This window comes from Burkholderia sp. HI4860, assembly GCF_002223045.2.
Taxonomy (GTDB): Bacteria; Pseudomonadota; Gammaproteobacteria; order Burkholderiales; family Burkholderiaceae; genus Burkholderia.
Window position 1 is genome coordinate 1,630,459 of record NZ_NKFO02000001.1, and the last position, 12,749, is coordinate 1,643,207.

The following is a 12,749-nucleotide window of genomic DNA, read 5'->3' on the forward strand; positions in this document are numbered from 1 at the left end:
CTCAACCTCAGTGCGCGTCCGGCGGCGGCGCGTTCAGGGAAATGGGTTTGGAGAAGACGACCGCGAGCAGCGCGACGACGAAGCACAGCGACAGCGCGTAGTACGCATCGGCATAGGTGAGCGTGAGCGCCTCGCGATAGATCAGGTGATGCAGGTTCGCGAGCCCGGCTTGCGCGGTGTCCAGCGTGTTGCCGGCCACCGACGTCCAGTACGCAGCCTGCCGATCGAGCAGCGACGCGATCTGCGGCTGGCCGGCGCTCACGTGCTCGTTCAGGCGCAGGTAGTGAAAGTTCAGCCGGTCGTTGAGCATCGTCGCGCTCACCGCGATGCCGATCGCCCCGCCGAGATTGCGCATCAGGTTGAACAGGCCGCTCGCCGATTTCAGGCGCGACTGCGGCAGCGAGCCGAGCGCCATCGTCACGATCGGCGGCACGCTGAACTGCTGGCCGATGCCGCGCAGCGCCTGCGGCAGCAGCAGTTCGCGCCAGCCCCAGTCGTGCGTGATCGGCGTGTACAGGTAACAGCCGAGCCCGAAGCAGATCAACCCGAACACGAGCAGCGCGCGCAGGCTGAAGTAGCGCGCGGCGAACGCATACGCGCAGAGCGCAATCAGCTGGAACGCGCCGACCGACAGCAACGCGATGCCGATCTGCAGCGAGCTGAACGCGCGCACCTGCGCAAGAAACAGCGGCGTCAGGAACACGGTCACGAAGATCCCGATGCCGGTCACGAACGACAGCAGGCTGCCGATCCCGAAGTTGCGCACGACGAGCGCGCGCAGGTCGACGATCGGATCCTTCGCGGTCAGCGCATGCACGATGAACAGGAAACCGCAGATGCCGGAGATCCACGCGCAGATCACGATCGCGTCGTCGCCGAACCAGTTCTTGCGCGGGCCTTCCTCCAGCACGTATTCGAGGCAGCCGAGGAAACCGGACATCAGCATGATGCCGAGATAGTCGCCGCGCTTGATGAGGCTGAGGTCGGGTTCGTCGATGTGCACGTAGCGCGGCACGAGCGCAGCCACCGCGATGCCCGGCACGAGGTTCAGGTAGAACAGCCAGTGCCACGACCATTGATCGGTGATCCAGCCGCCGATCACGGGGCCGATCGCCGGGGCGAGCGACGCGAGCGCGCCGATGGTCGTCGACGCGATCAGCCGCTGCTTGCCGGGGAACAGCACGAACGCGGTGGTGAACACGGTCGGGATCATCGCGGCGCCGAGCGCACCCTGCAGCCCGCGAAACAGGATCATCGAATTGATGTCCCACGCGACGCCGCACAGCATGCTGGTGATCGTGAAGCCGACCGCCGATGCGGCGAACAGCCAGCGCGTCGACATCACTTTCGACAGCCAGCCCGACATCGGGATCACGATGATCTCGGCGATCAGGTAGGCCGTTTGCACCCACGACAGTTCGTCCTGGCTGGCGGACAGGCCGCCGCCGATGTCGCGCAGCGACGACGCGACGATCTGGATGTCGAGCGTCGCCATGAAGAAGCCGACGCACATCAGCGCGAACGCGAACACGCGCTGCTTCGTCGGTTGCGACGCCGGGTCGCCGGAAAACGCGGTGGTCATCGTCGGCTCCCGTTCAGTTCGCGTGATCGGTATGCACGGTCACGACCGCGGAGAGCCCGGGGCGCAGCACCTGCTCGAGGCCCGGCTGCGGATCGAGATGCACGCGCACGGGCACGCGCTGGACGATCTTCGTGAAGTTGCCGGTCGCGTTCTCGGGCGGCAGCACGCTGAAGGTCGCGCCGGTGGCGGGCGCGAGGCTGTCGACGCGGCCGTGCAGTTTCGTGTTCGACGCATCGAGCGATACGTCGACGCGATCGCCCGCGTGCATCTTGCGCAGTTGGTCTTCCTTGAAGTTCGCGTCGATCCACAGGCCGGACGCCGGCACGACGGTCAGCAGCGGCACGCCGACGTTCGCGAGCATCCCGACGCGGCCCGTGCGGTTGCCGACGTAGCCGTCGACCGGCGAGCGGATCGTCGTGTATTCGACGTTGAGCGCGGCGACACGCTGCGCGGCAAGCGCGGTGTTCACGCGGGCCCGCGCATCGGCGAGCTGCGCACCGAGCACGTCGAGCTGCCGCTTCGACGCGAGCAGCGCGGCGTCGCTGCGGTCGACGGCGGCGCCGGCCTTCGAATAGTCGGCGTCCGCGCGTTCGACGATCTGGTTCGACACGGCGTCGGATTTCACGAGCTCGCGATAGCGCACGCGGTCCGACGCGGCACGCGTCAGCTCGGCCGACGACGCATTCTTCTCGGCCGCCTGCTGGCCGATCACCGCGAATTGCAGTTGCTGCTTCGCCTCGAGTTCGGTCACCGCGGAGCGCGCGCTGTCGACTTCGGCGCTGGCCTGTGCGAGCTTCGCGTCGTAGTCGCGCGCATCGAGTTGCACGAGCACGTCGCCGGCCTTCACGCGCTGGTTGTCGGTCACGAGGATCTTGTCGACGAAGCCGTTGACCTTCGGCGCCAGCACGGTCACGTCGCCGCCGACATACGCATCGTCGGTGCTTTCCTGAAAGCGCAGCACGAACAGCCAGTCGAGCGCGGCGGCGGCGACGACGATGACGACGGCACCCACCGCGATGCGCATCCACGGCACGCGGCGCTGTTGCTTCGCGGGCTGGTCGAGTGTGGCTGCTTCACGGGATGAGGCAGCGGCTTGGGTCGTATCCATCGATTCACCTATGTATATGCACTTATCAAGTCGATCGACGGCATGTCGTCGATCGGGGAAGGGGCTAGCGTTCCGGCAGGTTGTGCGTGATCCGGAACAATTCGTCTCTCAGGCGGGCCGCCTGCGTCGACCCGAACCGCTGCTCGAACGCTTCCTGCGCGGCGAGCCAGTGCACGTGCGCGTCGGCGATCTTCGTTTCGCCGTGCGCGGTCAGCGCGAAGGTCTGGCGGCGGCACCGCGGCTCGATCTGGCCCGCCACCAGCGCCGCGCCGATGAGCGGCTTGAGCGCGCGCAGCAGCGCGGTGCGTTCGATCACCAGCACGGTCGACAGCGTCGCCATCGTCAGGCCGGGCCGGTCGCGCAGCAGCGCGAGAATGCTGTACTGCGACGGCGTCACGCCCGCCCGCGACAGATAGCGCTCGTAGAACTGCGAGATTCGTCGGGCGGCTTGCCGGACCGCGAAGCAATCGTCATCGGTGAGCGTCATCTTGTGCATGTACACATGTTAGGAGGCAATGCGGCTCGAAGCGAGCGGCGGGGCACGATCAGATTGTTGTCGCGGCTGTACCAATCGGCGTCAGGCGGCCGCCGGAACGATCCAGCCTTCGCGGTCGCAATAAGCGGCCGTGTAGTCGATGAACGTCTTGACCTTCGCGGGCAGCAGCGCGCGGTTCGCGTAGGCGAGCTTGATCTCGACGAACGCATCGACGAGATCGGCGTCGGCCAGCAACTGCACGAGCGCGCCTGACGCAAGCTGGGCATCGACGAGCGTCTTCGGCACGACGCCGATGCCGAAGTCGTGCATCACCATTTCACGGTTGAAGACGGGGCTGTTCGACGAGATGTCGAAGCGGAACGGCACGGTCAGCGTGTTGCCGTCGACGCGGAACGACAGCGCGGGCCGGCGCAGAGACGGCGACATCGGCACGAATGGGTGATCGGCGAGATCGGCTGGCGCGACCGGGCGCGAATGCGCGCGCAGGTACGCGGGTGTCGCGACGATCACGAGCGGAATCCGCTCGATCAGCCGCACGACGGTCGATTCGTTCGTCAGCATGTACGGGACGACGATACCGATGTCGTAGCCTTCGCCGACGAGATCGATGGGGCGCTCGGTCAGCGTCACGTCGAGGCGCACTTTCGGGTGCGCGGCCTTGAAGCCGGCGATCAGCGGCACCAGCCGGTTCAGCGTGGCCGTCGTGTGCGCGACGAGCCGCAGCAGGCCTTCGGGCTCGCGCGTCGGCGACTGCGCTTCCGCCTCGAGCGAGTCGAGTTCGTCGAGCACGGCCGCGCAGCGCTCGTAGATGCGCTCGGCCGTTTCGGTCAGCGACACCTGGCGCGTGGTCCGGTGCAGCAGCCGGCTGCCGAAGCGCGCTTCCAGATCCGCGACCGCGCGCGACACGACCGGCCGTGCGAGGCCGTGCATGTCGGCGGCGCGCGTGAAGCTGCGCATCTCCACCACCGACCGGAAAATCCGCAGCTTGTCGATGTAGTCCATGTCCGTCTCCTTGACGCGAGGCCGGCCGCCGGCCTGGTTACGGCGGAGTGTACATTGACTTTATGCATATGCACATATAAATTGCGAAACATGAACGACACCTCGATTGCCCAGGCGTGCAACTGCCTCGCGCTGCGTCAGGCGGCGCGCTTTGTCACGCAACTGTACGAACGCCATCTGGCCCCAGTCGGCGTCACGCCCGCCCAGTTCTCGATCATGGCGAACCTGACGCGCCAGCCCGGCCTGCTGATGAGCGAACTCGCCGATGCGCTCGTGATGGATCGCACGACGCTGCTGCGCGCGCTCAAGCCGCTGCAGCGCGACGGCTTTGTCGCGACGGCCGCGTCCGAGCACGACGCGCGCGCGCATGCGCTGAGCCTCACGAAGCTGGGCGAGCGCACGTTCGCTGAAGCGAAAGTCGCCTGGCAGGCCGCGCAGGACGAATTCGAGACGCAGTTCGGCCGCGATCGCGCGAAGGCGCTGCGCGACGAGCTGTTCAGCGTGACCTCGGAACGCTAGACAGCTGGCTGGCGGCAAACTGGAGCTGAATTCGAGCCATTGGTCGCTTCAAAGCCGCTCAAGGGTGGAAATTGGTTTTTGAAAATGTCCGGTTAAGTGCTGATCTGGACAGTTTTTATTTCCAGTTGTAGAGTCCCCTGACGGATTTCACGAGCCGGCGCCGCCGGCACGCGTCAGAGGAGCAACCGATGCTGCAGTTGAGTGACCGCGACAGCGCGATGCTGCGCGGGGATTTCGGCGAGGGCGTCGCGCGCGCGATGCGGATCGTCGCGCGCACGGCGCACGTGATGTCCGCGCCGCATTTGATCGACATCACGTCCGCCCATATCGACGGCTGCCTTTACCACGGCCAGACCAGCCTCGACTTCGTCGAGTATTTCGTCGACACCGGCGCGAAGGTCGCGGTGCCGACCACGCTGAACGTCGGGTCGCTCGACCTGATCCATCCGGAGCTGTACCACGGCGACCGCACGATCCAGCGCGATGCGCAGCGCCTGATGGATGCGCATCTGCAGCTCGGCTGCGAATCGAGCTTCACGTGCGCGCCGTACCAACTGAAGAACCGTCCCGCGAAAGGCGAGCAGATCGCGTGGGCCGAATCGAACGCGATCGTGTTCGCGAACTCGGTGCTCGGCGCGCGGACGAGCCGCTACGGCGATTTTCTCGACCTGGCCGCTGCGATCACCGGGCGTGCGCCGTATGCGGGGCTGCATGTCGAAGCGAATCGCGCCGCGCGGATCGTGTTCAACGCACCGGAATTCAGTCGCTTGGCCTCGCGCGACATCTATTTCGCCGCACTCGGGCTGCTGATCGGCAGGATCGCGGGCGCGGTCGTGCCGGCGATCGTCGGGCTGCCGGCGGACACCACGGAAGACGAACTCAAGGCACTGGGCGCGGCCGCCGCGTCGAGCGGGGCCGTTGCGCTGTTCCATGCGGTCGGTGTGACACCGGAAGCGCCTACGCTCGACGCCGCATTGCACGGACAAGCGGCGCCACGCACGGTCGATGTCACGATGGCCGATCTCGATGAGATTCGCCGCACGCTGAACCACGGCGCGGCCGGCGATGCACTCGTCGCGGTAGCGCTCGGTACGCCGCATTTCTCGCTGGCCGAATTCCGCACGCTCGATACGTTGCTCGATGCATTCGACGGCAGGCCGGCCTGCGATTTCTACGTGAACACGAGCCGATTCATCCTGTGGGAACTGGAGGAGGCCGGCCTCGCGGAGAAATTCGCGGCACGCGGCATCCAGATCGTCGTCGATACCTGCACGTACATCACGCCGGTGATGAAGCAACTGTCGGGGCTCGTGATGACCAATTCGGGGAAATGGGCGTCGTATGCGCCCGCGAACATCGGCGTGACGGTCGCGTACGGCAGCATGCGCGAATGCGTGCGTTCGGCGTACGAAGGAAAGGTGCGATTCGATGACTGAAGCCACGCGCAAGGGTTTGACGGGCGACACGCTCGTGCCGGGCAGCGCGTGCGCGCGCCCGTTCGTGCTCGACAAGCCGCTCAGCTTCTGGGGCGGCTACGACTCGGGTGCGGGAAAGATCGTCGATCGCGGCCATCCGCAGGCCGGTGCGAGCCTCGCCGGCAAGGTGATGGTGATGCCGCACGCGAAGGGCTCGAGTTCGAGCAGCAGCGTGCTCGCGGAAGCCGTGCGCAACGGCACCGGGCCGGTCGCGATCGTGCTGAAGGAGCGCGACCTGATCATCTCGATCGGCGCGATCGTGGCGGCCGAACTGTATGCGATCGCGGTGCCGGTGGTGTGCGTGACCGATGACGTGTACGACGCGATCGCCGCCGCGACGGGGGAGGTGCGGATCGAAGCGGGAGAGGGGGATGGCGGTGCGCGGATTTGCGTCGACCTCTGACGTTTCGTGCGCGGGATCGGCTCAGATGAAGCGAATGTGCGACGTTTCTTCGTTCGAGAGCGACAGTGCGTGCCGGGCAGCATTCATCTCGCGCTTGCCGCCTGGCTGCCTGAGCCGCCGGATCTCGGGCCACAAGATTGCGCCGAACACGGTGCGCAGGATCGTGCTCAGCAGGAAGAGCGCGATCGCGGCGCCGCCGAACCACGTGGATATCTCCAGCACGCTGTCCGTGCTGCGTTCCGTCGCGGACACGAGGCCGATGGTGATGGCCATGGCGACCAGCATGCCGATCGTTACGACGATATCCATGCGGGCAGCCGCGACTTTCGCGGTGCGAACGAGATACACCGAGCCGTCGGTCGCGTTGCGGATAGCGTAGATGGCTCGGCGATCCCGATCTTGCGTGTATGCAACGGTCAACCGGTCGCCCGCGACGATGAACACGCTTCGCGTGCTGTCCGTCCTGAGCGTGAGCGGTGCGTCGACCGTGTCGAGCTGGAGCGCAATCTCCTCGAGGCTTTGCGTGGTCATGCCGAGGTTGTTGCTCCAGATCTTCGTACTGATCGTGTTCTGGCTGACCGACGTCACGCAACCCGACGCGATCTGCATGGTGCGATCGCTCATCCGTTGCTCTTTTCCGCCGTGAAACCGGCCGGTTCGTATTGCCACTTTTCCTGGGCTTCGCGCCGCTGGGGCCGGAAGACCAGTTCGGACAGGCCGGCGATCGCGAGCAGGGTGCCCAGCAGGCTGATGATGCCGACGACCAGGGTCACCGCGCCGACGAACGCCCAGCCCGATTTGAAGGCGGCGCCGTCGATCAGCAGGCTCAGCATGAAGATGCATGACGCCCAGATGAGGAGCGACACGTTGCTGCTCTTTTGTCTGAACACGTTGTAAGGAGCGATTGCGACGTCGTTGCCTTTGATCCACGCGATGCTGCGGCGACCGCGATCGTCGAAGACACACGCACGCACCGCCATCCCGGGCTTCAATCGATCGATCTGCTTGAACGCCTCCGCATCGATATCGTCCGCCGCGATGAAGTAGCACGTGCCCTGCATCGTCAGGCGATACAGCGGCACCTTCTTGCTATCGGACGCGACACGAATGAGGTTCGTATCGATACGGTCGATCGTCGCGTCGATCAGGGTGGTGTGATTGGGCATGGGGCGGGAGAGTGCGCCGGTGGGCGCCGCTTTGGCGTGGCATTGATCATACCGATGAAATTCCGCGCAGGCACGTCGTGCCGCCCGCAGCCCCGCGTCATTCGTGCGACGTGCCCGCGGCGGCGTCCCGATACGCACTCGGCGTCTGCCCGGCCCAGCGCCGGAACGCGCGCGTGAAATTCGCCGGGTCGGTGAATTGCAGCCGCTCGGCGATCGTCTTCAGGTCGAGATCCGACGCGGCAAGCAACTGCTTCGCGTCGCGAAACCGCGCTTCGTCGAGCAATTGCCGATAGCTCGATCCGGCTTCCTCGAGCCGGCGCCGCAGCGTGCGGGTCGACACGAGCAGCGCGTCGGCGAGCGTCTCCGGCCCCGGATATTCGCCAGCCCCGCGTGCCAGCTCTGCGCGCACGCGTTCGACCAGATCGCCTTCCTCCTGACGCACCTGCGCATACTCGCGCTCCACCTGCACGAGCGCCTGCCGGTGGGCGACTTCGTCGGCGAGCGGCAGCGGCCAGTCGAGCACGTCGCGCGCGATCCACAGCGCATTGGCGGCACAGCCGAATTCGACCGGCGGCAACTGATCGCGATAGCGCGCGAAATAGGGCGGCTCCGGCCACGCGAATTGCAGCTTGATCGGCGGCGACGTGCGTCCGGCCCATTGAGAGATGTTCTGCGCAAGCCCGGTCAACACGAATTCGAACATCACGTGATGCTGCAGCACGGGGCTGGCCTGCACGCCGTGCAGTTCGAGCGTCGCGCCGCATTCGTCTTCTGCATAGGTCAGCCGATATTGGCGATTGCGCATCCGGAAGTAGCGCTGCGTGACGGCGAGCGCTTCCCGGATGTCCCGCGCGGTCAGCGTCGCATAGCCGAGAAAGCCGTGCACGGTCGGCTTCAGCAGCAGCCCGAACGCGAGCCCGATGCCCGGATCGCCGCCGATCTCGATCGCATTGAGCACGAGCCGACCCCATTGCGACGGCGCGACGCGCGCGTCCGGTTCGGCCAATACCGCATCGCGCAGGCCCGTGCCGGCGCGCACGGCGGCCAGATCGACGCCGCGTGCGGCCAGCGCCTGCAGCAACAGGCGCGGATAGGCGATCGGAATCGTCGGCCGGCGCAGCCCGAGGCGGTCCTTGGCGAGAGGGGAGGTCATGTCGTCTTGGCCGGAAATGACAAGCATTATGGCTGTTTGCCCCCTCACGTTCAAGGCGGCGCGCGCCTACGATGTCACGCATCGCTTACTGGCACGAATCGGCACGCTCATCATGACCACGACCTTTCCCCACCTGCTCGCCCCGCTCGACCTCGGCTTCACGACGCTGAAGAACCGCGTGCTGATGGGCTCGATGCACACGGGCCTCGAGGACAGCCGCAAGACGCTGCCGCGGCTCGCCGAATATTTCGCCGAACGCGCCCGCGGCGGCGTCGGCCTGATCGTGACGGGCGGCTTCGCGCCGAACGTGGCCGGCTGGACCAAGCCGTTCGGCGGCACGCTGATGACGTCGGGCGCCGCGCGGCGGCATCGCGAGATCACGGAGGCCGTGCACGCCGAGGATGGCAAGATCGCGCTGCAGATCCTGCATACGGGACGCTACGGCTATCACCCGTTCGCGGTCGCGCCGTCGAAGATCAAGTCGCCGATCTCGCCGTTCGCGCCGCACGAACTGAGCGCACGCGGCGTCGAGCGGCAGATCCGCGCGTTCGTCCGCTGCGCGAAGCTCGCGCGGGAAGCCGGGTATGACGGCGTCGAGATCATGGGCTCCGAAGGCTACCTGATCAACCAGTTCATCTCGATGCATACGAACAAGCGCACCGACCAGTGGGGCGGTTCGTACGAGAACCGCATCCGGCTGCCGATCGAGATCATCGAACGTACGCGCGAAGCGGTCGGCCGCGATTTCATCCTGATCTACCGGCTGTCGATGCTCGACCTGATTCCGGACGGAAGCGACTGGAGCGAAACCGTGCAGCTCGCGAAGGCCGTCGAGCGCGCGGGCGCGACCATCATCAACACGGGGATCGGCTGGCACGAGGCGCGGGTGCCGACGATCGCGACGTCGGTGCCGCGCGGCGCGTTCGCGTGGGTGACGAAGAAGATGAAGGGCGAGGTAGGCATTCCGCTCGTGACGACCAACCGGATCAACCGCCCCGAAGTGGCCGAGCAGATCCTCGCGGACGGCTGCGCGGACATGGTGTCGATGGCGCGCCCGCTGCTCGCGGATGCCGAGTTCGTCGTCAAGGCCGCGCAGGGTCGTGCCGACGAAATCAATACGTGCATCGGCTGCAACCAGGCGTGCCTCGATCACGCGTTCAAGAACCAGATCGCGTCGTGCCTGCTGAACCCGCGCGCGTGCCACGAGACGGAACTGAAATACACGCCCGCCGCGCGGCCGAAACGCATCGCGGTGGTCGGCGCGGGGCCGGCCGGGCTCGCATGCTCGACCGTGCTCGCGCAGCGCGGCCATCAGGTCGACCTGTTCGACGGCGCGGCCGAGATCGGCGGCCAGTTCAACATGGCGAAGCGGATTCCCGGCAAGGAAGAGTTTCACGAAGCGCTGAGCTACTTTGGCCGCCAGATCGAGCTGACCGGCGTGAACCTGCACCTGAATCGCCGCGTCGACGCGAACGACCTGATCGCGGGCGGCTACGACGAGATCGTGCTCGCGACCGGCGTCGCGCCGCGCGACCCGAAGATCCCGGGGCAGGACGGGCCGAACGTGCTCAGCTACATCGACGTGCTCGCGGGCAAGCAGCCGGTGGGCCGGCGAGTCGCGGTGGTCGGGGCGGGCGGGATCGGCTTCGATGTCGCCGAGTATCTGGTGCAGGAGGGCGAATCGCCGGCGCTCGATCTGGAAGAGTGGAAGGCCGAGTGGGGGGTGACCGACCCGGCCGCGACGCGCGGTGGCGTAACGCGTGCACAGGTGACGGCGCCGGCGCGCGAAGTGACGCTGCTGCAGCGCAAGGCCGCGCCGCTCGGCAAGGGGCTCGGCAAGACGACCGGCTGGATTCACCGTGCGACGCTGAAGATGAAGCAGGTGAAGATGATCGGCGGCGTGAACTATGAACTGATCGATGCGCGCGGGCTGCACGTGTCATACGGCGAGCAGCGCACCGATCACGAAGTGATCGAGGCCGACACGATCGTGCTCTGCACGGGGCAGGAGCCGCAGCGCGCGTTGCTCGCGCCGCTGCAGGCGGCCGGGCGCTCGGTGCACCTGATCGGCGGCGCGGAACTGGCCGCCGAACTCGACGCGAAGCGCGCGATCGATCAGGGCTCGCGGCTCGCCGCGCGGCTGTAACGGGCGGTCGCGGCGACGGCCGCTCGAAGGTACGCCGCGTGGCGGTGATCCGCCTGCGCGGCCGTTCGTGGCTCACCGTCTACTGCACCGATTCGCCGGCGCAGGACTGAAACGAGCCGCAACGCCGGCCGCGTCGCCACGTAACGTGGCGGCGCTACCCCGACAGACCGTGGCGGCGATTGGCCATCACCCGGCTCAGGCCGCTTCGGCCCGTTCTTCCTCTTCCGCTTCCAGCATCGCCTTGACGATCAGGTAGATGGCCGGCAGGTCGTCATCGTCGCGGCGCCAGTCGACCGGTTCCTCGACATCCGCGGCGACCAGGCGGCTGTCGCGCAGCCGGATGAACGCGTCGACGACGGCCGGATCGTTGCGGCTCAGGAAGCCGGCATTCGAGAATGCCAGCTCTTCGACGTTCAGCAGCGCCTGCCAGCTCATCGTGCGCACGGCCGCGGGATGGGTGCGGCGCCGCAGGCCGAGCGCCCGCTGCGCGGGGCCGCCCGCGACACGCTGCAGATCGACAACCGCCCGCTGCGCGGCGCGCTCGAAGTGGACGGGGTTGAAGCCGGGTTGCTCGGGATCGAATGCGGATGCCTGGAACATGGTCGCCTCACAAAAGTCCGTTCGTCTGTGAATGACGGAATTCGGGTCAAATGGTGCAAAAGCACTGTAAATATATACAGTGTTTGGCGCGGTTTCAAGCCCCGGATGAAGGATTTCGTGCGATGGCGGTCGAAGCGGGCGGCCGCCCCGGGCAGGCGACCGATCTACACCGCTGCCGCGATCGTCTCCCGCAACCATCGATGCGCCGGATCGCGATGCACGCGTTCGTGCCACAGCATCGACATTTCGTAGCCGGGCACGTCGACGGGCGCTGCCACGACACGCAGCGCGGGCACGTCGCGCACCAGCCGCTCGGGCACCATCGCGACGAGATCGGTGCTGGCCACGGCCGACAGCACGAACAGGAAATGCGGCACCGACAGCACGACGCGCCGCGTGGCGCCCACCTTCGCGAGCGCTTCGTCCGTCACGCCGAAGAAGCCGCCGCCGTCGGGCGACACGATCACGTGCTCGAGCGTGCCGAACTGCGCGAGCGTCGGGCGCCGCTTCAGCTTCGGGTGCCCGGCACGGCCGATGAGCACGTAACGCTCGGCGAACAGCGGCAAGCGCCGCATGCCGGGCGGCGACGCTTCGGTCATGTGGAAGACGAGATCGATGCCGTTTCGTTCGGTGTCCTGCTCGATGCGCGGCGGTACCAGCTCGACCACGGCGAGGCGCGTGGCGGGCGCGGCCGAACGCAGCGCGTTCAGCGCGGGCAGCACGATCGTCGATTCGCCGTAGTCGGTCGCGGCCACGCGCCACGTGTTCGTCGCGGTCGCGGGATCGAACGGCGTGGCCGGAATGACCGCGCGCTCGACCGCTTCGAGCGCATCGCGCAACGGTTCGCGCAGCGCTTCCGCTCGCGCGGTCGGCCGCATTCCACGCGGCCCCGGCAGCAGCAGCGGATCGCCGAACACGTCGCGCAGCTTCTGCAATTGCACGCTCACCGACGGCTGCGACATGTTCAGTTTCTCGGCCGCGCGCGTGACGTTGTGCTCGGCGAGCAGCACGTCCAGCGTGACGAGCAGATTGAGATCGAGTCGTCTGAGATTATTCATGGCTATACCTGGAATATCAGGAATTCATTTCAAATATACCG

General features: G+C 66.7%; 13 protein-coding genes. 4 read left to right on the forward strand and 9 right to left on the reverse strand.

All coding sequences use genetic code 11. From position 1 onward, the window contains the following. Nucleotides 1-7: 7 nt before the first annotated feature. The 4 genes from CFB34_RS07265 to CFB34_RS07280 all read right to left on the reverse strand — a co-directional run bounded on the left by CFB34_RS07265 (nt 8) and on the right by CFB34_RS07280 (nt 4,188). Nucleotides 8-1,582 carry a DHA2 family efflux MFS transporter permease subunit gene (locus tag CFB34_RS07265; RefSeq protein WP_089443077.1) on the reverse strand — a complete coding sequence of 525 codons (1,575 nt, stop codon included), beginning with the start codon at nt 1,580-1,582 and terminating at the stop codon, nt 8-10. 13 nt (nt 1,583-1,595) lie between these two features. Further along, nucleotides 1,596-2,690 carry an HlyD family secretion protein gene (locus tag CFB34_RS07270; RefSeq protein WP_089443076.1) on the reverse strand — a complete coding sequence of 365 codons (1,095 nt, stop codon included), beginning with the start codon at nt 2,688-2,690 and terminating at the stop codon, nt 1,596-1,598. Nucleotides 2,691-2,754: 64 nt separating this feature from the next. Then, complete coding sequence (locus tag CFB34_RS07275) at nt 2,755-3,186, reverse strand: MarR family winged helix-turn-helix transcriptional regulator (RefSeq protein WP_089443075.1); 432 nt, start codon at nt 3,184-3,186, stop codon at nt 2,755-2,757. Between the two features lie 81 nt (nt 3,187-3,267). Then, the gene (locus CFB34_RS07280) at nt 3,268-4,188 is read right to left on the reverse strand and encodes a LysR family transcriptional regulator (protein ID WP_089443074.1); all 921 of its coding nucleotides are present in this window, start codon (nt 4,186-4,188) and stop codon (nt 3,268-3,270) included. A 90-nt stretch (nt 4,189-4,278) separates the two neighbouring features. On the opposite strand from CFB34_RS07280, the gene CFB34_RS07285 reads away from it, so the two are divergent. From CFB34_RS07285 to CFB34_RS07295, 3 genes are all read left to right on the forward strand, one after another. Then, complete coding sequence (locus CFB34_RS07285; protein ID WP_089443073.1) at nt 4,279-4,707, forward strand: MarR family winged helix-turn-helix transcriptional regulator; 429 nt, start codon at nt 4,279-4,281, stop codon at nt 4,705-4,707. A gap of 188 nt (nt 4,708-4,895) precedes the next feature. Then, nucleotides 4,896-6,143 carry an aconitase X gene (locus CFB34_RS07290; protein ID WP_089443072.1) on the forward strand — a complete coding sequence of 416 codons (1,248 nt, stop codon included), beginning with the start codon at nt 4,896-4,898 and terminating at the stop codon, nt 6,141-6,143. Further along, the gene (locus CFB34_RS07295) at nt 6,136-6,585 is read left to right on the forward strand and encodes a DUF126 domain-containing protein (RefSeq protein WP_089443071.1); all 450 of its coding nucleotides are present in this window, start codon (nt 6,136-6,138) and stop codon (nt 6,583-6,585) included. Before CFB34_RS07290 ends, CFB34_RS07295 begins: the two co-directional genes overlap by 8 nt. 21 nt (nt 6,586-6,606) lie before the next feature. On the opposite strand, the gene CFB34_RS07300 is transcribed toward CFB34_RS07295, so the two are convergent. From CFB34_RS07300 to CFB34_RS07310, 3 genes are read right to left on the reverse strand one after another with little or no spacing between them, the layout of a single operon-like run. Then, a complete protein-coding gene (locus tag CFB34_RS07300; protein ID WP_089443070.1) occupies nt 6,607-7,209 on the reverse strand; it encodes a hypothetical protein in 603 nt (200 codons plus the stop codon). Beyond that, nucleotides 7,206-7,889: a hypothetical protein gene (locus CFB34_RS07305; protein WP_242808578.1), complete on the reverse strand. Its 684-nt coding sequence runs from the start codon at nt 7,887-7,889 to the stop codon at nt 7,206-7,208. The genes CFB34_RS07300 and CFB34_RS07305 overlap by 4 nt, the downstream gene beginning before the upstream one ends. Continuing rightward, nucleotides 7,849-8,931 carry an AraC family transcriptional regulator gene (locus CFB34_RS07310; RefSeq protein ID WP_089443069.1) on the reverse strand — a complete coding sequence of 361 codons (1,083 nt, stop codon included), beginning with the start codon at nt 8,929-8,931 and terminating at the stop codon, nt 7,849-7,851. The genes CFB34_RS07305 and CFB34_RS07310 overlap by 41 nt, the downstream gene beginning before the upstream one ends. An 85-nt stretch (nt 8,932-9,016) precedes the next feature. Between CFB34_RS07310 and CFB34_RS07315 the strand changes: the two genes are divergently transcribed. Next, on the forward strand, nt 9,017-11,050 hold the full coding sequence (locus CFB34_RS07315) for an NADPH-dependent 2,4-dienoyl-CoA reductase (protein WP_089443377.1): 2,034 nt from the start codon (nt 9,017-9,019) through the stop codon (nt 11,048-11,050). Nucleotides 11,051-11,245: 195 nt separating this feature from the next. Here CFB34_RS07315 and CFB34_RS07320 read toward each other — a convergent pair whose 3' ends face one another. After that, nucleotides 11,246-11,650, reverse strand: a complete 405-nt coding sequence (locus CFB34_RS07320; RefSeq protein WP_039344831.1) for a DUF2471 family protein — start codon at nt 11,648-11,650, stop codon at nt 11,246-11,248. Between the two features lie 164 nt (nt 11,651-11,814). Beyond that, the gene (locus CFB34_RS07325; RefSeq protein WP_089443068.1) at nt 11,815-12,708 is read right to left on the reverse strand and encodes a LysR family transcriptional regulator; all 894 of its coding nucleotides are present in this window, start codon (nt 12,706-12,708) and stop codon (nt 11,815-11,817) included. Between the last annotated feature and the right edge of the window lie 41 nt (nt 12,709-12,749).